Origin of the sequence: Sphaerotilus sulfidivorans (assembly GCF_013426975.1) — a bacterium.
Lineage (GTDB): Bacteria > Pseudomonadota > Gammaproteobacteria > Burkholderiales > Burkholderiaceae_C > Sphaerotilus > Sphaerotilus sulfidivorans.
This window is the reverse complement of the sequence record NZ_JACCPY010000014.1, coordinates 42468-63127: the sequence shown is the minus strand read 5'-3', so window position 1 is coordinate 63127 and position 20660 is coordinate 42468. Positions and strand designations below refer to the sequence as shown.

The 20660-nt window shown below is 72.9% G+C and carries 23 protein-coding genes; 3 read left to right on the top strand and 20 right to left on the bottom strand.

Going from position 1 to position 20660, the window contains the following annotated elements; translation table 11 throughout:
• Positions 1-414 precede the first annotated feature (414 nt).
• The gene (locus HZU84_RS10700; RefSeq protein WP_149504170.1) at positions 415-1863 is read left to right on the top strand and encodes a DEAD/DEAH box helicase; all 1449 of its coding nucleotides are present in this window, start codon (positions 415-417) and stop codon (positions 1861-1863) included.
• A 10-nt stretch (positions 1864-1873) separates the two neighbouring features.
• On the opposite strand, the gene HZU84_RS10695 is transcribed toward HZU84_RS10700, so the two are convergent.
• From HZU84_RS10695 to yaaA, 3 genes are all read right to left on the bottom strand, one after another.
• Positions 1874-2476, bottom strand: a complete 603-nt coding sequence (locus tag HZU84_RS10695) for a hypothetical protein (protein WP_149504171.1) — start codon at positions 2474-2476, stop codon at positions 1874-1876.
• Between the two features lie 55 nt (positions 2477-2531).
• Positions 2532-3389: a 2OG-Fe(II) oxygenase gene (locus HZU84_RS10690; protein WP_244954292.1), complete on the bottom strand. Its 858-nt coding sequence runs from the start codon at positions 3387-3389 to the stop codon at positions 2532-2534.
• A 112-nt stretch (positions 3390-3501) separates the two neighbouring features.
• Positions 3502-4275, bottom strand: coding sequence for a peroxide stress protein YaaA (gene yaaA / locus HZU84_RS10685; RefSeq protein WP_149504173.1), 774 nt, complete (start codon positions 4273-4275; stop codon positions 3502-3504).
• Positions 4276-4374: 99 nt separating this feature from the next.
• On the opposite strand from yaaA, the gene HZU84_RS10680 reads away from it, so the two are divergent.
• Positions 4375-4779 carry a YchJ family protein gene (locus HZU84_RS10680; protein WP_149504174.1) on the top strand — a complete coding sequence of 135 codons (405 nt, stop codon included), beginning with the start codon at positions 4375-4377 and terminating at the stop codon, positions 4777-4779.
• On the opposite strand, the gene HZU84_RS10675 is transcribed toward HZU84_RS10680, so the two are convergent.
• Complete coding sequence (locus HZU84_RS10675) at positions 4746-5150, bottom strand: hypothetical protein (protein WP_149504175.1); 405 nt, start codon at positions 5148-5150, stop codon at positions 4746-4748. The two genes, HZU84_RS10680 and HZU84_RS10675, sit on opposite strands and share 34 nt — an antisense overlap.
• An 88-nt stretch (positions 5151-5238) precedes the next feature.
• On the opposite strand from HZU84_RS10675, the gene nth reads away from it, so the two are divergent.
• Positions 5239-5877 (top strand): endonuclease III, encoded by a 639-nt coding sequence (gene nth / locus HZU84_RS10670; RefSeq protein WP_149504176.1) that lies wholly within the window; start codon positions 5239-5241, stop codon positions 5875-5877.
• A gap of 15 nt (positions 5878-5892) precedes the next feature.
• On the opposite strand, the gene HZU84_RS10665 is transcribed toward nth, so the two are convergent.
• From HZU84_RS10665 to HZU84_RS10590, 16 genes are all read right to left on the bottom strand, one after another.
• Positions 5893-6705, bottom strand: coding sequence for a cobalamin-binding protein (locus HZU84_RS10665; RefSeq protein WP_149504177.1), 813 nt, complete (start codon positions 6703-6705; stop codon positions 5893-5895).
• Between the two features lie 14 nt (positions 6706-6719).
• Positions 6720-7757 (bottom strand): biotin synthase BioB, encoded by a 1038-nt coding sequence (gene bioB, locus HZU84_RS10660; protein WP_149504178.1) that lies wholly within the window; start codon positions 7755-7757, stop codon positions 6720-6722.
• A gap of 59 nt (positions 7758-7816) precedes the next feature.
• Positions 7817-8545, bottom strand: coding sequence for a dethiobiotin synthase (gene bioD / locus HZU84_RS10655; RefSeq protein WP_244954293.1), 729 nt, complete (start codon positions 8543-8545; stop codon positions 7817-7819).
• Entirely contained in the window at positions 8535-9947 is a 1413-nt protein-coding gene (bioA, locus tag HZU84_RS10650) for an adenosylmethionine--8-amino-7-oxononanoate transaminase (RefSeq protein ID WP_256365852.1), read from the bottom strand. The genes bioD and bioA overlap by 11 nt, the downstream gene beginning before the upstream one ends.
• A gap of 16 nt (positions 9948-9963) precedes the next feature.
• Positions 9964-10359 (bottom strand): aspartate 1-decarboxylase, encoded by a 396-nt coding sequence (gene panD, locus HZU84_RS10645; protein ID WP_149504179.1) that lies wholly within the window; start codon positions 10357-10359, stop codon positions 9964-9966.
• A 100-nt stretch (positions 10360-10459) separates the two neighbouring features.
• Complete coding sequence (locus HZU84_RS10640) at positions 10460-11005, bottom strand: histidine phosphatase family protein (RefSeq protein ID WP_149504180.1); 546 nt, start codon at positions 11003-11005, stop codon at positions 10460-10462.
• Between the two features lie 11 nt (positions 11006-11016).
• Positions 11017-11808, bottom strand: coding sequence for an adenosylcobinamide-GDP ribazoletransferase (gene cobS / locus HZU84_RS10635; protein ID WP_180692894.1), 792 nt, complete (start codon positions 11806-11808; stop codon positions 11017-11019).
• Positions 11809-11824: 16 nt separating this feature from the next.
• Positions 11825-12889, bottom strand: coding sequence for a nicotinate-nucleotide--dimethylbenzimidazole phosphoribosyltransferase (gene cobT, locus HZU84_RS10630; RefSeq protein ID WP_149505296.1), 1065 nt, complete (start codon positions 12887-12889; stop codon positions 11825-11827).
• A 59-nt stretch (positions 12890-12948) separates the two neighbouring features.
• Entirely contained in the window at positions 12949-14427 is a 1479-nt protein-coding gene (locus HZU84_RS10625) for a cobyric acid synthase (protein WP_149504181.1), read from the bottom strand.
• A gap of 205 nt (positions 14428-14632) precedes the next feature.
• The gene (locus HZU84_RS10620) at positions 14633-15778 is read right to left on the bottom strand and encodes an aminotransferase class I/II-fold pyridoxal phosphate-dependent enzyme (protein ID WP_149504182.1); all 1146 of its coding nucleotides are present in this window, start codon (positions 15776-15778) and stop codon (positions 14633-14635) included.
• Positions 15779-15782: 4 nt separating this feature from the next.
• On the bottom strand, positions 15783-16787 hold the full coding sequence (gene cbiB / locus HZU84_RS10615) for an adenosylcobinamide-phosphate synthase CbiB (protein WP_149504183.1): 1005 nt from the start codon (positions 16785-16787) through the stop codon (positions 15783-15785).
• Between the two features lie 5 nt (positions 16788-16792).
• Positions 16793-17362, bottom strand: a complete 570-nt coding sequence (gene cobO / locus HZU84_RS10610; RefSeq protein WP_149504184.1) for a cob(I)yrinic acid a,c-diamide adenosyltransferase — start codon at positions 17360-17362, stop codon at positions 16793-16795.
• A gap of 41 nt (positions 17363-17403) precedes the next feature.
• Complete coding sequence (locus tag HZU84_RS10605) at positions 17404-18231, bottom strand: ABC transporter ATP-binding protein (RefSeq protein WP_180692893.1); 828 nt, start codon at positions 18229-18231, stop codon at positions 17404-17406.
• A complete protein-coding gene (locus HZU84_RS10600) occupies positions 18231-19241 on the bottom strand; it encodes a FecCD family ABC transporter permease (RefSeq protein ID WP_149504185.1) in 1011 nt (336 codons plus the stop codon). The genes HZU84_RS10605 and HZU84_RS10600 overlap by 1 nt, the downstream gene beginning before the upstream one ends.
• Positions 19238-20086: an ABC transporter substrate-binding protein gene (locus HZU84_RS10595; RefSeq protein WP_244954294.1), complete on the bottom strand. Its 849-nt coding sequence runs from the start codon at positions 20084-20086 to the stop codon at positions 19238-19240. Before HZU84_RS10595 ends, HZU84_RS10600 begins: the two co-directional genes overlap by 4 nt.
• Complete coding sequence (locus HZU84_RS10590) at positions 20083-20655, bottom strand: bifunctional adenosylcobinamide kinase/adenosylcobinamide-phosphate guanylyltransferase (protein WP_149504186.1); 573 nt, start codon at positions 20653-20655, stop codon at positions 20083-20085. The genes HZU84_RS10595 and HZU84_RS10590 overlap by 4 nt, the downstream gene beginning before the upstream one ends.
• Positions 20656-20660 lie beyond the last annotated feature (5 nt).

The following is a 20660-nucleotide window of genomic DNA, read 5'->3' as shown; positions in this document are numbered from 1 at the left end:
TCCGGCAGTCACCGCACCAGCGTGAGGCGCACCCGGATCGCGCGAGGCGCACCATGCAAGCACAAAACATGCCCATATTGGTGCAGCCCGAGACGCCACGGCACGCACAAGAAAAGGACAGAGGTCACGAATCAGCGCCAGGCGAGAGTCAGAAGATGCACAACATTTGTGCAAGCACATGGCAGACGCATTTGATTGGTGCACATGAAATCACCCCGCAGCGCCGTGCGGAAGGGGATCCGCCCGGGACCGGGACCCGGGACCGCTACAATCCCGACCCCGGTGTGCATCCCAGTCAGGACGCCGGGAGTCGCATCGGACTCGAATCGCAATCCGCGTCGCCCTCGACTGGCGCTTCCCTTGCGGGAGGACGGCAGGCGGCGCCGCCTGCACCCGTCATCCGGGTGCCTCTTCATGACGTTTGACGAACTGGGCCTGGCCCAGCCCCTCCTTCGCGCCATCCGCGAACAAGGCTACGACACCCCCACCCCGATCCAGCAGCAGGCGATTCCCGCGGTTCTCGCCGGCGGCGATCTGCTCGCCGGCGCGCAGACCGGCACCGGCAAGACGGCAGGCTTCACGCTGCCGCTGCTGCACCGCCTGGCCTCGAGCCATCCGGTCAAGGACAGCAAGGGCCGCTGGGCGATCCGCGCGCTGATCCTCACCCCCACCCGCGAACTCGCCGCCCAGGTCGAGGAGAGCGTGCGCAACTACGGCAAGCACCTCAAGCTCTCGAGCATGGTGATGTTCGGCGGCGTCGGCATGGGCCCGCAGATCGACCGCCTCAAGCGCGGCGTCGACATCCTGGTGGCCACGCCGGGCCGTCTGCTCGACCACCACCAGCAGGGAACGCTGGACCTGAGCCGCGTCGAGTTCTTCGTGCTCGACGAGGCCGACCGCATGCTCGACATGGGCTTCGTGCACGACATCAAGAAGGTGCTGGCGGTCCTGCCCAAGCAGAAGCAGAGCCTGCTGTTCTCGGCCACCTTCAGCGACGAGATCAAGGCGCTGGCCGAGCGACTGCTGAACCAGCCGCGCGTCATCGAGGTGGCGCGCCGCAACACCACCGCCGAGACGATCGCGCAGCGCATCATCACCGTCGGCCGCGAGAAGAAGAAGGATCTGCTGATCCATCTGATCAAGTCGCAGGACTGGCACCAGGTGCTGGTGTTCACCCGCATGAAGCACGGCGCCAACCGCCTGTGCGAGCACCTGAACAAGGCCGGCATTTCCGCGATGGCGATCCACGGCAACAAGAGCCAGGGCGCGCGCACCAAGGCGCTGGCCGACTTCAAGAGCGGCGAGCTGTGCGTGCTGGTGGCCACCGACATCGCGGCGCGCGGCATCGACATCGACCAGCTGCCGCATGTCATCAACTACGAGCTGCCGAACGTGCCCGAGGACTATGTGCACCGGATCGGCCGCACCGGCCGCGCCGGCGCGCAGGGCGAGGCGCTGTCGCTGGTGTGCATGGACGAGGAAGGCTTCCTCGCCGACATCGAGAAGCTGATCAAGCGCAGCATTCCGCGCGAGACGGTGGCCGGCTTCGAGGCCCCGGCCGGCGAGCGGGCCGAGCCGATCCAGATCGGCCGGCGCACGCTCAACGGCGGTGCACGCGGCGGCGGCAGCCAGCCGGGCAACGGCCGCGGCGGGCGCCCCGGCGGTGCGGCGGGTGCGCCACGGGCGGCAGGTCAGCCGGCCGGCGGTGCTGGTCAGCCGCGCCCGGCAGGCGGCCGTGGCGGCCAGGGTGCCGGTGGCGCACGCCCGGCGGCACGTCCGGCCTCGCGTCCGGCCGCGGCTGCGCCGCAGCGACCGGGTGGCGCAGGCGGATCGGGCCGCGGGGGCTCAGGCCGCGGCCACTGATCCGGGAATCTCAGGGGCGGGAGCCGTCGTTCAGCGCGGCCGCCGCCCGGACCCGATCGGCCCGGCGCTCGGCGGCCAGCTTGCGCTGCTCGACCTGCGCCTTGGCCGCCGCCTGACGGCGCTCGGCGGCACGGGTCGAGGCATTCGCCTTGGCGACGGCCGGCGCCTTGTCCGCCCGGGCCAGCTTGCGGCGATCGGCCGCCTTGGCCACCTTCGCGGCCTTCTCGGTCTTGTCGACCTTGCCGGCCTTCTGCGCCCGGGCCATCCGGTTGCCCTCCTTGGCGGCCGCAGTCCGCTCGGCACGCGCCTTGGCAGCCTTTTCGGCCCGGGCCTTGCGCAGCTCGGCCCGGCGCTCGGCCCGCGCCGTCGATTCGGCACGCACCTTGTCGCTGGCGGCCTGGCGGGCGGCCAGGGCCTGCTCGGCCTTCAGGCGCGGTGCCGCCGCGGTCGCGGCCGGATCGCGCAGCGTCGCCGGATCAGGCCGGACAGCAGCCGGCGCGGCCGGCGCCGGCGTGGTGATCGGCATCGGCGTCTGGCCGGTGGAGGTCTGGGTCTGGGCCTGGGCACCGGTGGCCAGCAGCAGCGCGGCCAGCGCGGGAATCAGCATGTGCATCGGGGAGGTCTCCTGTCGGATGCGGGTTCAGTCGTTCGTTCGTTGGGTCGGTCGCTCAGTCGAAGCGGCGCTCGCGCATCCACTTGGTGGCGACCCATTTCTCGCCGGCCAGCACCGGCGCGCCACCGTGCAGCGAGCGGCTGACCGGATGGGCGCGGTCGTAGCTGAAGAAGACCGCATGGCCCTTGACCGGCGCGACCTCCAGCCGGACATCGGGAAACACGGTGGCGCCGCCCGCCTCGGGCGTGTTCAGGTACATGACCAGCGTGCCGACACGCTGGCCGCCGCGGCGCAGGATGCTCGGCGCACCCGGCTGCGCCGGATCGAAATAGTCGTAATGCGGCTTGTACTCGGCGCCGGGGCCGTAGTGCAGCACCTGCAGGCCCTCGCCGTTCTCGACCGGCCAGTTCACCAGCGCCGAGATGCGGCGTTCGATGCAGTCGATCAGCGCGGTCTCGCCGCGAGCGAAGAACATGCCGGCGCTGGTGCGGGCCTCGTTGACCTCGCTGCCGCCGGTGACATTGTCCACCGTCTCGGAACGCGCCAGCCGCGGCGCAGCCAGATCGCGCAGCGCGTCGCACTCCTCGTCCGAGAGAAAACCGGCGAAGACGACGACACGCGGCTCGTGCATCTGCAGCACCACCGCGACCTCGTGCCCGTCGGGCAGACGCAGCCGCGTGCGGCCGTCGAGGCGCGGCTCGGGCACCGGCACCGGCTCGGGCAGGCCCGCGCCCGCCGCGCCACGCTCGGCCAGGAAGCCCGAGAGCGTCTGCTCGAGCGCCTCGAGCGCGACCTCCTCGTCCCAGCCGGACTGCACCATCGCCTGGAGCACCGCATCCGGTGAATGGCCTGCCTGCGCCTGCTCGAGAATCCACTGGCGGAGTTCCGGGGTGGCCGTCTGCGTGCTGCTCATCTGAAGCGTCATCCTGCAATTCTGTCAGTGTCAGCGGGCAGTCCGGACTGCCCCACATCAAGCGATCCGTGGCGATTTGTTTCCTGGTGTGACGACAGGCCTCGAAACCCGCTCAGGCGCGGCGCCGGAACACCAGCCGGTCCGGCGTCGAGACTTCCGGCGCATGGGCGTAGCCGTCGCGGTCGAAGCCGCGCAGCGCCTCGGGCGTGGCCAGGCGCTGCTCGATGGCGTGGCGCATCATCAGCCCGCGCGCACGCTTGGCGTGGAAGCTGATGATCTTCCAGGCGCCGGCCTTCCAGTCCTCGAACACGCAGTCGACCACCCGCGCCCGCAGCACCGGGCGCAGCGCCGCCTTCGCGTACTCCTGGGAGGCCAGGTTGACGACCACCGGCGCGGCATCGTCCGCCAGGCGCTCGTTCAGGTGCTGCGCGATGCGGTCGCCCCACCAGGCGTAGAGATCGCGGCCGCGCGGGTTGGGCCAGCGCGTGCCCATCTCCAGCCGGTAGGGCTGCAGCGCGTCAAGCGGACGCAGCACGCCGTACAGGCCCGACAGGATGACGAGATGCTGCTGCGCCCAGGCCAGCGCCTCGGCGTCGAGCGAGCCGGCCTGCAGGCCGTCGTAGACATCGCCGTCGAAGGCCAGCACCGCCGGCTTGCTGTTGTCGGGCGTGGCCTCGGGCTGCCAGGCGCCGTAGCGGGCGACATTGAGCGTGGCGAGCTTGTCCGACAGCGCCATCAGCGTGGCCAGCTGCGCGGGCGTCTGGCCGCGCAGCTGCTCGATCAGCGCGGCGGCCTCGTCGGTGAACAGGGGAACGGTCGGCCGCAGGGCCGCGGGCACCGGGGTCTCGTAGTCGAGCGACTTGGCGGGCGAGAGCAGGAACAGCATGACGGGAGGGCGCAAGCAGGCGAAATCGGTCGGTTCGGTCGGATCGGAAAGCCTGCAGCGTAGCAGCCCGGCGCGCCGATCCCGCGGACAATCCCGCCGATGAACACGCCCGACACCCTGCCCTGCCCCTGCGGCAGCGGCCGCACTCTGCAGGCCTGCTGCGGCCGCTACCACGCCGGCGAGCGGGCCGGCCAGGCGCCGGACGCCGAGGCGCTGATGCGCTCGCGCTACAGCGCCTTCGTGCTCGACCGGCTCGACTACCTGCTGGCGAGCTGGCATCCGGACACCCGCCCGGCCTCGATCGAGCCCAACGAGCCGGGCCTGCGCTGGCTCGGCCTGGAGGTCAAGCGCCACCAGCGCCAGGATGCGGACCATGCGACGGTGGAGTTCGTCGCGCGCAGCAAGCTCGGCGGCCGGGCGCACCGGCTGCACGAGATCAGCCGCTTCGAGCGCATCGACGGCCGCTGGTATTACCTCGACGGCAATCTCTCGCCCAGCCGCTGAGCGGTGTGGCCGGCCCGCGCCAGCGCGCGCATCGCCAGATGCCGGTGCACCGGGGCCGACATCAGCCGCAGCAGCATCGCCGCCGGCACCAGCACCCACAGCGGCCCGGGCTGCGGCCCGAAGGGCAGCGCCAGCAGCGCGATCAGCGCCAGCAGCAGCGTGATCGCCGCGGCGCGGGCCCAGAAATGGCCGCGCATCAGGCCCAGGCCGGTCGTGCCGGACACGGCGGTCAGCGCCACCGAGACCGGCTCGGCGCAGGCCTGCAGCGCCGCCGCCCCGATGAAGGACCAGCCCATCCACTGCACATCGGGGCAGGTCTGGCGGGACGGCAGCAGACGGCACAGGAAGGACGGCAGCAGGCGGTACGGCATGGCGGCCATTCTGGCCGGACAATCCGGGCACTCACACCCTCTGAACTGATGAATTCCCCTCAAGCGAGGGCTTACGGAGACCCTGGAGATGAACTCCGACGCGATCCAGCGTTTCTTTGTCACGCTGCGTGATGCCAATCCGCAACCTGCCTCCGAGCTGGAATACAGCTCGGTGTTCGAGCTACTGGCGGCCGTGCTGCTGTCGGCGCAGGCCACCGACGTGAGCGTCAACAAGGCGACGCGCCGGCTCTTTCCGGTCGCCAACACGCCCGCCAGGATCGTCGCGCTGGGCGTGGAAGGCGTCGAGGCCTACATCCGCACCATCGGCCTGTTCCGCAACAAGGCGAAGAACCTCGTCGCCACCGCGCGGATCCTGCTGGAGCAGCACGGCGGCCAGGTGCCGCGCAGCCGCGAGGCGCTCGAGGCGCTGCCCGGCGTCGGCCGCAAGACCGCCAACGTGGTGCTCAACGTCGCCTGGGGCGAGCCGACCTGCGCGGTCGACACCCACATCTTCCGCGTCGGCAACCGCACCGGGCTGGCGCCGGGGCGCACGCCGTACGAGGTCGAGATGAAGCTGCTGCGCCGCATCCCGGCCGAGTTCGCCAAGGATGCGCACCACTGGCTGATCCTGCACGGCCGCTATGTCTGCCAGGCCCGCAAGCCGCGCTGCCGGGAATGCGCGGTGGCGGACTGCTGCGACTTCGACGCGAAGACCGATCGGGCCTGATTCAGGCGTGCGGCATCAGGCGTGAAGCCGCGCCCAGTCCTGCAGGCGGCGCTGGATCTGGCGCACGCCGTCGGTCAGCGCGGCTGGCCCGGGCTGCAGGATCTCGCTCGACTTGATCTCGAACACCTGCGCGTTCACGACCGCCGGCACGGATGCCCAGCCGGGCCGCGCCATCACCTGCTCGGGCCGGAACTTGCGGCCGCACCAGGAGCCGAGGATCACGTCCGGCGCGCGCCGCACGACCTCGAGCGGGTCGGCGACGATGCGGTCCTTGCCCAGTGATTTCCCGGCCAGCTCGGGAAAGCATTCCTCGCCGCCGGCCAGAACGGTCAGCTCGGACACCCAGCCGATGCCGGTGATGATCGGCTCGTGCCATTCCTCGAAGTAGACCCGCGGGCGGCGCGGCAGCGCGCGGCCGGCCGCGGCCACCGCGTCAAGCCCCTGCTGCAGCTCGGCCAGCAGCGCGGCGGCCTGCGTCTGCGCGCCCACCATCGCGCCGACCATCGCGATCATGCGCAGGATCTCGGCCACCGTGCGCTGGTTGAAGACATGCACCGCCACGCCGGCGCGCACCAGCTGGCTGGCGATGTCGGCCTGCAGGTCCGAGAAGCCCAGCACCAGGTCGGGCTCCAGATCGAGGATCCTGTCGATCTTCGCGCTCAGGTAGGCCGAGACCTTCGGCTTCTCCTGGCGCGCGCGCGGCGGGCGCACGGTGTAGCCGGAAATGCCGACGATGCGCTCCTCCTGGCCGAGCAGGTAGAGCGTCTCGGTCGTCTCCTCGGTCAGGCAGACGATGCGGCGGGGGAACAGGTCGGCGGCGGCGTTCACGGCGGGGGCGGACTTCAGGCGCTGGTCTTCATCCCGAGCTTGTCCAGCAGCGCGCGGTCGCGCTCGGACTGCGGGTTGCCGGTGGTCAGCAGCTTGTCGCCGTAGAAGATCGAGTTGGCGCCGGCCAGGAAGCACAGCGCCTGCACCGCCTCGCTCATCTGCTCGCGGCCGGCCGACAGGCGCACCCGCGCGGTCGGCATCGTGATGCGGGCCACCGCGATGGTGCGCACGAATTCCAGCGGGTCGAGCTTGTCGGTGCCGGCCAGCGGCGTGCCCTCGACCTGCACCAGCTCGTTGATCGGCACCGATTCCGGGTACGGCGTCAGGTTGGCGAGCTGCGCGACCAGCCCGGCGCGCTCGCGGCGCGACTCGCCCATGCCGACGATGCCGCCGCAGCAGACGTTCATGCCGGCACGGCGCACGTTCTCCAGCGTGTCCAGGCGGTCCTGGTAGTCGCGGGTGGAGATGATGCGGCCGTAGGCCTCAGGGGCGGTGTCGAGGTTGTGGTTGTAGTAGTCGAGGCCGGCTTCCTTGAGCGTCTGCGCCTGCGACTCGCTCAGCATGCCCAGCGTGCAGCAGGTTTCCAGGCCCATCGCCTTCACGCCCGAGACCAGCTCGGCGACCTTCTCGATGTCGCGGTCCTTGGGCGCACGCCAGGCCGCGCCCATGCAGAAGCGGGTCGCGCCCTGGCCCTTGGCGCAGCTCGCGGCCTCCAGCACCGCCTTGATGTCGAGCATCTTGCCGGCCTCGACGCCGGTGTCATGGTGCACCGACTGCGGGCAGTAGCCGCAGTCCTCGGGGCAGCCGCCGGTCTTGATCGACAGCAGCGTCGAGAGCTGCACCTCGTTGGCGTCGAAGTGCTCGCGGTGGACCTGCTGCGCCTTCCAGAGCAGATCGTTGAAGGGCAGCGCGAACAGCGCCTCGATCGCCTCGACGCTCCAGCGGGCGTCCGCGGCGGGCTCGGCCGCACGGGCCGGCCGCACCAGCGTGATCGGCTGCGAGGCGTCGGCGGACGGGGCGGCGCAGGCGGACGGGTTCTGGACAAGGCTCATTCGGGAATCTCCAGCGCGGGAACAAGAAGCGCGCAACAGGTCAGGACAGATCGGACGGATCAGGACAGGAAAAGGCTCGGCTGCCAGCCCTCGGGCCAGCGCGAGGCGTGCGGCACATCGGCCAGCAGCGGCGCCGGAATGTGCCGGCGCAGGAAATCGAGGTTCTCGTCGGCGCAGGCCATCGCCGGGTCGATGCGGTTGGCGACCCAGCCGGCCAGCGTCAGGCCGCGCGCGCGCACCGCCTCGGCGGTCAGCAGCGCATGGTTCAGACAGCCCAGGCGCAAGCCGACCACCAGCACCAGCGGCACGCCCAGCGCCAGCGCCAGATCGGCGCCGGTCAGCAGCGGCGCGCCGGGCACAGGATCGCCATCGCCATCGCCATCGCCCTCGTCCAGCGGCACGAGAAAGCCGCCGGCGCCCTCGACGATCACCCGGTCGGCCTGCGCGAGCAGCGCGCGGTGCGCCGCGACGAGCGGCGCCAGCGTGATGCGCTGGCCGGCGCGGCGTGCCGCCAGATGCGGCGACAGCGGATCGGGCAGGCAGAACGGATTGACGAGCGCCGGATCGGCCGCGACATTGCCGGCCGCCTGCAGCGTCAGCACATCGCCGCAGGCCAGCGAGCCGTCGGGCTGCGGATCGATCCCGGCGGCCACCGGCTTCATGCCGACCGCGCGCAGTCCGGCCTGCGCCGCGCCGCGCAGCAGCGCCGCACTCACCAGCGACTTGCCGACGCCGGTGTCGGTGCCGATCACGAAGACCGAGCGCAGATCAGACTGATCAGACCGCATCGATCGCTCCGGTGCCGGACGGGGCGGCCGAGGGTGCGGGCGCGACCTCACCCTCCTGCGCCAGCGTGGCCTCGAGCGCCTCCAGCGCGGTGCGCGCCAGGAAGGCGCCGCTGCCGTCCTCGCCCGCGGGGTCGATCGCGTAGGGCGGCATCAGGTAGAGCGTGCGGCCGATCGGGCGCAGCAGCAGGCCGCGCTCCAGCGCCGCGCGGCCGTAGCGGCGGGCGAAGTCGGGCAGCGTCGTGTCGATGTCCCAGGCCCAGATCATGCCGGTGCGCCGGGCGTGGCGCACCCGCGGGTGGGCGTGCAGCGGCGCCAGCCGGGCGTCGAGCGCGGCAGCCGTCTCGCGGTTGCGCTCCAGCACCGCCTCGCGCTCGAAGAGGTCGAGCACCGCCAGCGCCGCACGGCAGGCCAGCGGGTTGCCGGTGTAGGAATGCGAGTGCAGGAAGCCGCGCGCGACCTCGTCGTCCCAGAAGGCGCGGTAGACCGCGTCGGTGGTCAGCACGGCGGACAGCGGCAGCATGCCGCCGGTCAGGCCCTTGGACAGGCACAGGAAGTCCGGCCGGATGCCGGCCTGCTGGTGCGCGAACAGCGTGCCGGTGCGGCCGAAGCCGACCGCGATCTCGTCGAGCACCAGATGCACACGCCAGCGGTCGCACAGCTCGCGCACCCGGCGCAGGTAGACCGGATCGTGCATCGCCATGCCGGAGGCGCACTGCACCAGCGGCTCCAGGATGACCGCCGCGGTCTGCGCGTGGTTCGCCTCCAGCCAGACGGCCAGTGCGGCCGCGGCGCGCTCGGCCACGTCGGCGGCGCTTTCGCCCGCACGGGCACCGCGGGCATCGGGGCTGTCGACGGTGGCGGCCAGGCGCACCAGCGGCGCATAGGCGTCGCGGAAGATGCCCAGGTCGGTGACCGCCAGCGCCCCGACCGTCTCGCCGTGGTAGCCGCCGGCCAGGCCGACGAAGCGGGTCTTGTCCGGCTCGCCCTGGTTGCGCCAGGCATGCGCGCTCATCTTCAGCGCGATCTCGGTGGCCGAGGCGCCGTCGCTGCCGTAGAAGGCATGGCCCAGGCCGGTGAGCGCGCCCAGCCGCTCGGACAGCTCCACCACCGGCGGATGGGTGAAGCCGGCCAGCATGACGTGATCGAGCCGGCCGAGCTGGTCGACCAGCGCCTCGCGCAGCGCCGGGTGGTTGTGGCCGAACAGGTTGACCCACCAGGAGCTGATGCCGTCGAGGATGCGCCGCCCCTCGGCGTCATGCAGCCAGACGCCCTCGGCGCGCACCACCGGCACCAGCGGCAGGCCGGGCCGGCCGCCGGGCTGGCCCTCGTGCAGCTTCATCTGGGTGCAGGGATGCCACACCGCGCGCAGGCTGCGGGCGCGCCAGTCGTCGTTCAGGCTCACGTCGGCCGGTCCTTCTTCAGCGCAGCGGCGAGGTCTGCTCCGGGTTCTCCGGATGCGAGCGCAGTTCCTTCACCTGGTTCTTCTCGTCCATGAAGACGAGCCTGGGCTCGTGGGCGGCCACGCCCTCCTCCGCCACCAGGCCGAAGGCGGCGATGATGATCAGGTCGCCGACCGAGGCGCGGCGCGCCGCCGAGCCGTTCAGCGAGAAGATGCCGCTGCCGCGCGGCGCCTTGATCGCATAGGTGACGAAGCGCTCGCCGTTGTTGATGTTCCAGATGTGGATCTGCTCGTTCTCGCAGAGGTTGGCGGCGTCCATCAGGTCCTCGTCGATGCCGCAGGAGCCTTCGTAGTGCAGCTCGCAGTGGGTAACGGTGGCGCGATGGATCTTGGACTTCAGCAGCGTGCGGAACATGGCGGTCGGGGTCGGATGAGTCGGTCGGAGGCAGCGGATGGTAACGGCTGGCGGGGCGATTCGCCGCAGTCCGGTCGAGTCGGACGGCCGTAATTATTAATCACAAAAGGGTCGCCACACGAATGGCCCCATGGCGCGGTGGCGCCGGCCAGTCGGCGGCCGTGGGCGAGCCCGGTCGGCCATGCAGCGCCAGCGCGTTCATCCAGCCGGCGTGCCCGACCGCCAAGACCGGCCGGCCGGCCGCGGCCAGCTGGACCAGCACGCCGGCGACGCGCTTGCGCAGCCGGTCCAGCGACTCGCCGCCGCCGGGCGCGTGGCCGGCAAAGTCGGCCTCCCACGCCGCCACCTCGGCCCAGGCGATCTCGCGCCAGGGCCGGCCGTCCCAGCTGCCGAAGTCCAGCTCGATCAGGCCGGGCTCGATGCGGTGCGTCCAGCCCCAGCGGCGCAGCCAGCGCCCGACCTCGCGCCCGCGCCGCAGCGGCGAGGTGAGGATCTCGCGCGGCAGGCCGTGGCGGCGCGCGTGCTGGCGGATGCGGTGCGCCAGACGGCGGGCCTTGCGCGGATCGACCGGCAGGTCGGTGCGGCCCAGGCAGAGGCCGGCGGCGCCGACCGGCTTGGGGTGCCGCCAGATGTGCAGTTCGTTCATGCGCGCCCCCGTCAGGCCACGCCCAGCGCCGCCAGCCAGCCCAGCAGACCGGCGACCTCGCCGAGCTGCTGCGAGGCGCCCAGCGTGTCGCCGGTGTAGCCGCCCAGGCGCTGCCGGTACCAGCGCGCGCACCAGAGCGTCATCGCAGCCGTGGCGCAGGCGCCGGCCAGCACGGGCCGCGCGCCGACCCACGCCGCCGCGCCCGCGCACAGCGCCAGCGCCACCGCGATCACCCAGCCCAGGCCGCCGCCGGAGATCTGCTGCGCCATCGGCTTGGCCTTGGCATGCTCCGGATCGCCCGCATAGGGCAGCGCACGCAGCAGCAGCACCGGCGCGACCCGCGACAGGCCATGCGCCCAGGCAGTCGCCAGCGCGGCGGCCGTCAGGTCCTGCGCGGCCAGCCCGTGCAGCGCCGCGGCCTTCAACCCCAGCACGCCGACCAGACCGAGCGCGCCGTAGCTGCCCAGGCGCGAGTCCTTCATGATGGTGAGCGCGCGCTCGCGGCTGACGCTGCCGCCCAGGCCGTCGCAGGTATCGGCCAGACCGTCCTCATGGAAGCCGCCGGTCATCCAGACGGTGGCCGCCATCGACAGGCCGACCGCCACCGGCAGCGGCCACAGCCCGGCCGCGCCCAGCAGCACCGCCGCACCGACCGCGCCGACGCACAGCCCGACCAGCGGATAGTGGCGCGAGCTGGCGTGCATCCACTCCGGCGACCAGCCGACCCAGGCCGGCACCGGCACGCGGGTGAAGAACTGCAGCGCCACGAAGAACAGGCGCAGCTCGTGCAGCAGCAGGCTCATCGGGCGGTGTCCACGCTCAGGCCTCGCGGTCGGACACGCCCGCCGCCTCGAAGCTGGCCATCTCGGCCAGGATGCGGCAGGCCGACTCCAGCAGCGGCCAGGCCAGCGCCCCGCCCGAGCCCTCGCCCAGGCGCAGGCCCAGCGCCAGCAGCGGCTCGGCCTCCAGGCGGGCGAGCATCAGCCGGTGGCCGCTCTCGTCGGACTGGTGCGAGAACACGCAGCGCTGCAGCACCGCCGGCGCCAGCCGGGAGGCCACCAGCACCGCGCTGCTGACGATGAAGCCGTCGACGACGATGACGCGGCGCTCCTGCGCGGCCTGCAGCACCGCGCCGACCATCATCGCGATCTCGAAGCCGCCCAGCGCCGCCAGCGCGGCCAGCGCATCGCTCGCGTCGGCATGGCGCGCCAGCACCTGGCGCAGGATCTCGGTCTTGCGCACCAGCGCCGGGCCGTCGACGCCGGTGCCGCGGCCGGTGCAGCGGTCGATCGACTCGCCGGTCAGCCGCGCCATCAGCAGCGCCGCCGCCGAGGTGTTGCCGATGCCCATCTCGCCCAGCAGCAGCGCATTGCCCGGCAGGCTGCGCACCACGCCGGCGCCGGTCTCGATCGCGGCGACGCACTCGGCCAGCGACATCGCCGGCTCCTGCAGCGCGTCGGCGGTGCCCCAGCCGATCTTGCGCGAGATCAGGCCCGGACGCGGCGCGAACTCGTGCTTGACGCCCGCGTCGACCACCGACAGCGCCAGCCCGTGCTGGCGCGCCAGCACGCTGACCGCCGCGCCACCGGCCAGGAAGTTCTCGACCATCTGCCAGGTCACCTCGCTCGGGAAGGCGGAGACGCCGCGCGCGGCCAGGCCATGGTCGGCGGCGAACACCACCATCTGCGGATGCTGGAGCTGCGGGCGCTCGCAGCCCTGGATCAGCGCCAGCTTCAGCGCCAGCGACTCCAGCCGGCCCAGCGAGCCCTGCGGCTTGGTCTTGCGGTCCAGCGCGAGCTGCACGCGCTCCTGCAGCGCCTCGTCATGCAGGTCGGCGACATCGAGCAGCCCGGCGAGTGCAGCGCGGGCGGAGGAGAGGTCCATCGTCATCGGTCTTGTCCTTTGTGCTTCTCGGGGGGACAGGGAAACAGGGAGCGTGCGGATCAGCGGATCAGCGCCTCGAGCGTGTCCGGCGCGACATGGCGGTCGAGGAAGTCGGCCAGGCCGTCGAAGACGGCGTCGAGCGTGCGCACCTGCGCGCCGAACAGCGCGCGCAGCACCGCCGGCGACTCGAACAGGCCGTGCGCGTACAGGCCCAGCACCGGGCCGCGCTGCCAGCCCAGCACCTCGCCGGCAGCGTTGCGCAGCGCCACCGCGGGCGCGGGCAGATCGGCATGCGGCGCGGTGCGGCCGTGGTGGATCTCGTAGCCGTCGAAGCGCACGCCCGAGAGCGCGGCCCACGGGCCCGACAGCGCGGCGAAGGTGGCCTGCGTCGGCGCCAGCAGCTTGTCGGGCTCGAACAGCGTCACCAGCGGCAGCAGGCCCAGGCCGGGGCCGTTGCTCTCGCCGCCGGGCGAGTCGATGCCGTGCAGGTCGACCAGCGCCTCGCCCAGCATCTGCAGGCCGCCGCAGATGCCCAGCACCGCACCGCCCGCGGCCGCATGGCGCGCGATCGCCGCGTCGAGCCGCTGCGCGCGCAGCCAGGCCAGATCGGCGCCGGTGTGCTTGGAGCCGGGCAGGATGATCCAGTCGACGCCGTCCAGGTCATGCGGATGGCGCGCCCAGCTCAGCCGCACGCCGGCCAGGTTGCGCAGCGGCTGGAACTCGTCGAGGTTGCTCAGGCGCGGATAGGCCACCACCGCCACCCGCAGCGGGCGCGCCGCCGCGGCGCCACCGGTGCTGCGGTCGTCGAAGACGCCGTCTTCTTCCGGCAGGCCGTGCTCGCGCCACATCGGCAGCACCGCCAGCGTCGGCACGCCAGTGAGCTGCTCGAGCATTTCCGGCCCCGGCGAGAGCAGACCCGCGTCGCCGCGGAAGCGGTTGAGCACGAAGCCGCGGATCAGCGCACGCTCGTCGGGGGGCAGCAGCTGGTGCGTGCCGTAGAGGTGGGCGAAGGCGCCGCCGCGATCGATGTCGGTCACCAGCAGGCAGGCGGCCTGGGCAGCGCGCGCGGTGCGCATGTTGACGTAGTCGCTGGCGTGCAGATTGATCTCGGCGGGCGAGCCGGCGCCTTCGATCACGACCAGATCATGCTCGGCCTGCAGCGAGGCCAGCGCCTGGCGCGCATGCGGCCACAGCGCCTCGCTGCGCCGGCGCCACGGCACCTCGGCCAGGTCGCGGCGCACCTCGCCCATCACCACGACCTGGCTGCGGGTGTCGGCCTCGGGCTTGAGCAGCACCGGGTTGTGGCGCACCTCGGGCACGACTCGCGCCGCCAGCGCCTGGAAATACTGCGCGCTGCCGATCTCGCCCATGCGCCCGCCCGGCGCCGGCACGACCCGTGCGTTGTTGCTCATGTTCTGCGCCTTGAACGGCGCCACCCGCAGGCCGCGCCGCGCATACCAGCGGCACAGCGCGGTGGCCAGCCAGCTCTTGCCCGCCCCGCTGGTGGTGCCCAGCACCATGATCGCCTTGCCCGTCATCGTCCTTGCGCTCCCGTTCCTGGTCCAGATCCTGGCCTCACCCCGTCACCCCGTCACATCGTCATGCCCGCGCAGGCGGGCACCCACGCCGCCCCCCCGGCCGTCCGTGGCGAGCGGGTGCGCGTGGGCCCTCGCATTCGCGAGGGTGACGGAGGTGGGGCAGCCCTCCTTGAGCAGCATCGAACAGCATTGAGCAGGTCAGCCATCAGTAGGTCGACAGCGACTGGAAGCCCGACTGCCGCACCGTCGGCACGAAGCTGGACTCGCCGATCACCTGGCGCCAGAGCTGCGACAGCGCCTGCTGCGAGGGCGGCGCCTGCACGCTGACGCGCACCCAGCCCGGCAGGCCCATCGAGCTGCAGTCGCGCAGCTTCAGCCCGAGCGTGCGCAGCTCCGGCAGCAGCCGCACCGGATGGGCGGGATCTTCCTGCGCCTGCGCCGGATCGTCCCAGCGCCCCCAGCGCGCCAGATAGAAGGGCGTGACGCTGGCGCGGCAGGTCCAGCCCAGGCGCCGGTGGCACAGGTCGAGCTGCTGCCGGCGCCAGCTGCGCAGGATGTGCAGGCTGGCGCGCACCCAGGACTGGGCCTCGTCGCTGGCCCAGGCGCTCAGCATCGCCACTCCGTGCGCGCCCAGCGGCCAGGACGGCGCCAGCCGGTCGAGCTGCTGCTGCAGCCAGTCGACCAGCTCGGCGGTGACCGCGCCGCGCTCCGGCGCCACCGCATAGGCGCCGCGCACGCCGGTCAGGCCCAGCGCCTTGTTCGGCGACCACAGCTGCCAGGCATGCGGCGAGAGTTCCGGCGCCTCGCCGTCCAGGCGCAGCGGCGCATAGGCGCGGTCGACCACCAGCACCGAGTCGGTCGGGTCGAAGTCCGGCGCCGGAGCGGCGTCGCCAGCCGGGCTGCCCGGCTCGGTGTGCCAGATCAGATAGGGCGGCGAGTCGACAGGCAGCTCGCTGGCGCGCCAGGGCTGCAGCCCCAGCGCATGCGCCGCGGCGGCATATTCGCCATAGGCGTAGTCGGGCACCTGCACCCGCGCGCCCGGCTTGAGCATCGCGATCGCCAGCGTCATGCGGCGGATGAACTCGCTGGCGCTGGCGGCGATCACGATGCGCGCCGGATCGACCTGATGCAGCTGGCCGAGCTGGCGCCGCAGCGCGCTGAAGGTGGGATCGGGATAGCGCCGGGCATCGACCTGGCGCACCATTTCCAGCGCCATCGGCGCCGGCCCGCAGGCATTGGCATTGGTGGAGAAGTCCCAGCGCGGCACGCCGTGGGCATCGGGCCCGCCATGCGTGCGTGCGAAATCGTGCAGGGACGAGGTGATTTGATTGTCGTGGTGCAGCGTCGTCATGGGCTCAGGCCGGCCCCCCGGCCAGCCGTGTCAGCATCATCAGCGCGCCCGCCACCAGTCCGCCCGCGAGCACGCCCGTCCAGATCCGCGCGGCCGAGCGGGCCAGCCGCAGCGCCTGCACCAGGTCCGCGGCCTCGGGAGATCGTCCTGCGGCATGCAGAGCATAGACGCCCGGCTTGCGCAATCTGACATCCAGACGTAACGCCATCGCGCCCATCGGCCAGCCGCCGTTGGGCGACGGGGTGCATGCGGCCTCGCGGGCCAGCCGGGACCACTGGCGCGGGCGCCAGGCCGGGCGCAGCAGCAGCGCGGCGGTCAGCCGCGCGGTCGGCCAGGACAGCAGATCGTCGGCGCGCGCCGCCCACTTGCCCGCCCACTCCCAGGCGCCGCGGTAGCCCCACATCGCATCGGCGGTATTGGCGAAGCGGTAGAGCACCGCACCCGGCAGTCCGGCCAGCGCAAACCAGGCCAGCGGCGCCACCACCGAGTCGTTGAGGTTCTCGGCCAGCGTCTCGATCGCCGACTCGCGCACCTCGCCGGCATCGAGCCGCGTCACGTCGCGGCTGACCAGCCAGGCCAGCCGGGCGCGCCCGGCCTCGAGCGACTGCGCCAGCGCCGCCTCCACCGCGGCGACCTCGTCGCACAGCATGCGGCAGGCGAACAGCGGCTTGAGCGCCAGCGCCAGCAGCCCCAGCGCCACCGGCCCCGGCAGCGCGACGATCCAGCGCTGCAGCGCCCAGGCCGCGCCCGCCAGCGCCACGGCGATCAGCAGCCACGACAGCGCGCCGCCCGCGAAGGCCGCCGCCGGCGCACGATCCCGCCAGAAGCGCCCGACCGGCCCGAGCAGCCGCCCCAGCCACGCCACCGGATGCCAGCGGTCGGGCGGCTCGCCGAAACGACGGTCCAGCGCCCAGGCCAGCAGCAGCGCGCCGGCCTGCAGCAGCGGCCACGGCCAGGGCGAGCCCAGCAGCGCGGTCAGCCACTCCGGCAACGGCAGCGACAGCGGCATGCGCCTCAGTCCTCGATGCCGCGCTGCGCCGGCACGCCAGCCTGGTAGTGGTGCTTGACCAGGCGCATCTCGGTCACGGTGTCGGCCAGGTCGACCAGCTCCTGCGGCGCATTGCGCCCGGTCAGCACCACATGCACATGATCGGGGCGCTCGCGCAGCGCCGCCAGCACCGGCTCCAGCGGCACCCAGCCATAGCGCAGCGGGTACATGATCTCGTCGAGCACCACCAGGAAATGCGCGCCGGCGCGGATCGTCGCCTCGGCACGCGCCCAGCCGTCACGGGCGAGCTGCGCGGAATGCTCCAGATCCCTGCTCTTCCAGCTGAAGCCGTCGCCCAGGCCCTCGATCGGCACGCCGAGCTGCTCGAACATGCGGTGCTCGCCGAAGCGCGCGCTGGGCACCTTCATGAACTGGTAGATCTTCACCGGCTTGCCGCGGCCGTGCGCACGCAGCGCCAGGCCGAAGGCAGCCGTGCTCTTGCCCTTGCCGTCGCCGGTGTGGATCAGGATCAGGCCGCGGCGCTCGCCCTCGGGCTTCTGGCGGTCGCGCTCGACCGGGGGGGATTCGATCTGCATGGTCTGGATTCGCTATTCGCTTCGATTCGAGTCAGGGGGAATCAGAGCCGCGGCAGCGCGACCCACTGGACTTCGGCCGCAGCCGCAGCAGCCTCGGTGGCGCCTGCGCTCACCGGCACCGCCTCGATGCGGATCGCGCCGCCGAAGACCTCGACCAGCGTGCGCTGCACCAGCGGGTCGCCGGGCTGGCCGATCGCGTGGATCTGGCCGGCGGCCATCACCACCAGCCGGTCGGCGGCCAGCGCCAGGCTCAGCTCGTGCAGCACCGCGACGATGGTGCGGTTCTCCTGGCGGGCGAGCCGGGCCATCTGCCGCACCAGCGCCACCTGATGCGGCGGGTCGAGGTGGGTGGTCGGCTCGTCGAGCAGCAGCACCGGCGACTGCACCGCCAGCGCGCGCGCCAGCAGCACCCGCTGGCGCTCGCCGCCGGACAGCTCGGCCAGGCGGCGGTGGCGCCAGGCGGTGCATCCGGTGGCCTGCATCGCCTGGCGGACCGCCTGCTCGTCGCGCCCGCGCGCCAGGCCGAACAGGCCGAGATGCGGCAGCCGGCCCAGCCGGACCACATCGATCACCGTCAGGTCGCCGCCGGCCTCGCCCTGCTGCGCCAGCCAGGCCAGCCGGCGCGCGCGCTGAGGCGCCGGCCAGTCGGCCAGCGGGGCCCGGTCGAGCCGGACCTCGCCGTGCTCGAGCGGCTGCAGCCCGGCCAGCGCACGCAGCAGCGTCGACTTGCCGGCACCGTTGGGCCCGACGATCGCGGTCCAGCCCGGGCCGAAGTCCAGGTCGATGTCGCGCAGCACCGTGCGATCGCCCAGGCGCACCTGCAGGCGGCGGGCGCTGAGCATCGGATCGGACACGAAGGGGCCGCCCATCAGCCCATCCTCCGGCGCTGCAGCAGCCACAGCAGATAGGAGCCGCCCAGCACCGCGGTCAGCACGCCGACCGGCAGCTCCTGCGGCGCGATCAGCCAGCGCGAGAGCACATCGGCGCCCATCAGCAGCACGCCGCCCATCGCCGCGCTGGCCACCAGGCAGTAGCCGTGCGTCGCCTGCACGAAGCGGCGCACCAGATGCGGCGCCACCAGGCCGACGAAGGCCACCATGCCGGCCTGCGCGACCGCGGTGCCGGTGGCCAGCGCCATCAGCGCGACCATCACCAGCCGCAGCCGCGGCAGCGACAGCCCGAGGCTGGTGGCGCTGTCCTCGCCCAGCGACAGCGCATCGAGCACCCGCGCCAGCCGCCAGGCCAGCGGCAGCGCCGCCAGCAGCGCCAGCAGCAGCAGCAGGCAGGACGGCCAGCCGAGAAAGCCGGTCGTGCCCAGCAGGAAGGCCTGCTTGCCGCGCAGCGCGTCCGGGTCGAGCGTGGTCAGCAGATCGTTGAAGGCGCCCAGCACCACGCCGACCACCACCCCGGCCAGCAGCAGCCGGGTGGTGTGGGTCGCGCCCCGGGCCAGCATCAGCGTCAGCGACACGCCCAGCAGGGCACCGCAGAAGGCCGCACCGACCAGCCCGAAGCGCGCCAGCCAGCCGGCCGCCCCGCCCCCGAGCACCACCGATCCGGCGGTCAGCACCAGCACCACGCCGAGAGAAGCCCCCGCAGCCGAGCCCAGCAGATAGGGATCGGCCAGGGGATTGCGGAACAGCCCCTGCGCGATCGCGCCGGCCAGGCCGAACAGCGCGCCGGTCAGCCAGGCGCCCAGCGTGCGCGGCAGGCGGATCTGGCCCAGCACCAGTCCGGCCGATCCGTCATCGAACAGGGCCCGCAGCGCCGAGAGGCTGGCGCCCTCGCTGCCGATCAGCAGCCCGGCCAGCAGCCCGATCAGCGACAGCAGCGCCAGCCCCCGGGCCAGCAGCCGCCGGCGATGGCGTTCCTCGAGACTCATTCGCGCAGGGCCGTCAGGCAGTCGGCGACCAGCTCGGCCGCCTCGCCCAGGCGCGGGCCAGGCCGCACCAGGGTGTCATAGCGATCGGCCGGAAAGGCACAGCGCCGGCCCGACTGCAGCGCCTTCAGCCCGGCCCAGCCCGGCCGGCGCGGCATGTCGGCGATGTGGCGCTCGACCGCCATCACCACATCGGGCGCGGCGCGCACGACGAATTCGGGATTGAGCTTCGGGAAGGGGCCGAGTTCGGCCGGCACGATGTTGACCAGGCCGAAGCGCTGCAGCAGCTCGCCGATGAAGGAGCTGCGCCCGGCCGCATAGGGCGCCGAGTCGACCTCGAAATAGACGCTGCGCCCGCGCCAGCCGGCCGGCACCCGGGCGACGGCCCGCTCGACCTGCGCGTCGATGCGCGCCCACAGCGCCGTGCCCTGCCCGGGCCGGCCCAGCAGCACCGCGATCGTCTCGGCGGTGCGCCGCGCCTCCTCGGTGGTGCGCGACTCCAGCACCACCACCTTCAGGCCGAGCGACTGCAGCCGCTCGACCGCGCGGCTCGACGGCACGGCCAGCACCACATCGGGCCGCAGGCCGACGATGCGCTCGATCTGCGGATCATCCATGCCGCCCAAGCGCGGCAGCCGCTCGACCCGGGCCGGCCAGCTGGAATAGCGGTCGACGCCGACCAGACGCTCGCACTCGCCCAGCGCGCAGACGGTCTCGGTCAGCGAGGGCATCAGCGAGACGATGCGCCGCGGCGGCACCGACGAAGCCGGGGCCTGGGCCTGAACCGCCGGCCACGCCGCCAGCAGCGGCAGCAGCGCGGCGCAGGCCCGCAGGACCGCGCGCCTCACCGCCGCACCGCCATCTCGAGCCCGGCCACCATCAGCGTGACCCGCGCACAGACCGCCGCCACCTGCTGATGCAGCCGCCCGAGCGCATCGACGAAGTGTCGGGCCTCGCGCGACAGCGGCGCCAGGCCCAGGCCGATCTCGTTGGAGACCAGCACCACCGGACCCGGCGCCTGCTGCAGGGCCGCAGCCAGCGCGTCGCAGGCGGCCTGCCAGCGCGTCGCGTCGGCCGGCTCGCCCTCGAGCGGCATCAGCCAGCGGGTGGTCCACAGCGTCAGGCAGTCGACCAGCACCAGGGTGTCGGGCGCGGCATGGCGGCGCAGCGCGGCGGCCAGATCGAGGCAGTCCTCGTCGGTCGCCATCGCCGGCACCCGCTCCAGGCGATCGAGGCGATGGCGCTCGATGCGCTCGCGCATCTCGCCGTCGCCGGCCAGCGCGGTGGCCAGCAGCACCGCACGGCGCCCGGGCGCGCCGGCCAGCCAGTCGGCCGCGCGACGCTCGCCACAGCGCGACTTGCCGCTGCGCTGGCCGCCCAGGATGAATTCGCAGCGCTGATGGTTCTCCATTCTCATCGCCC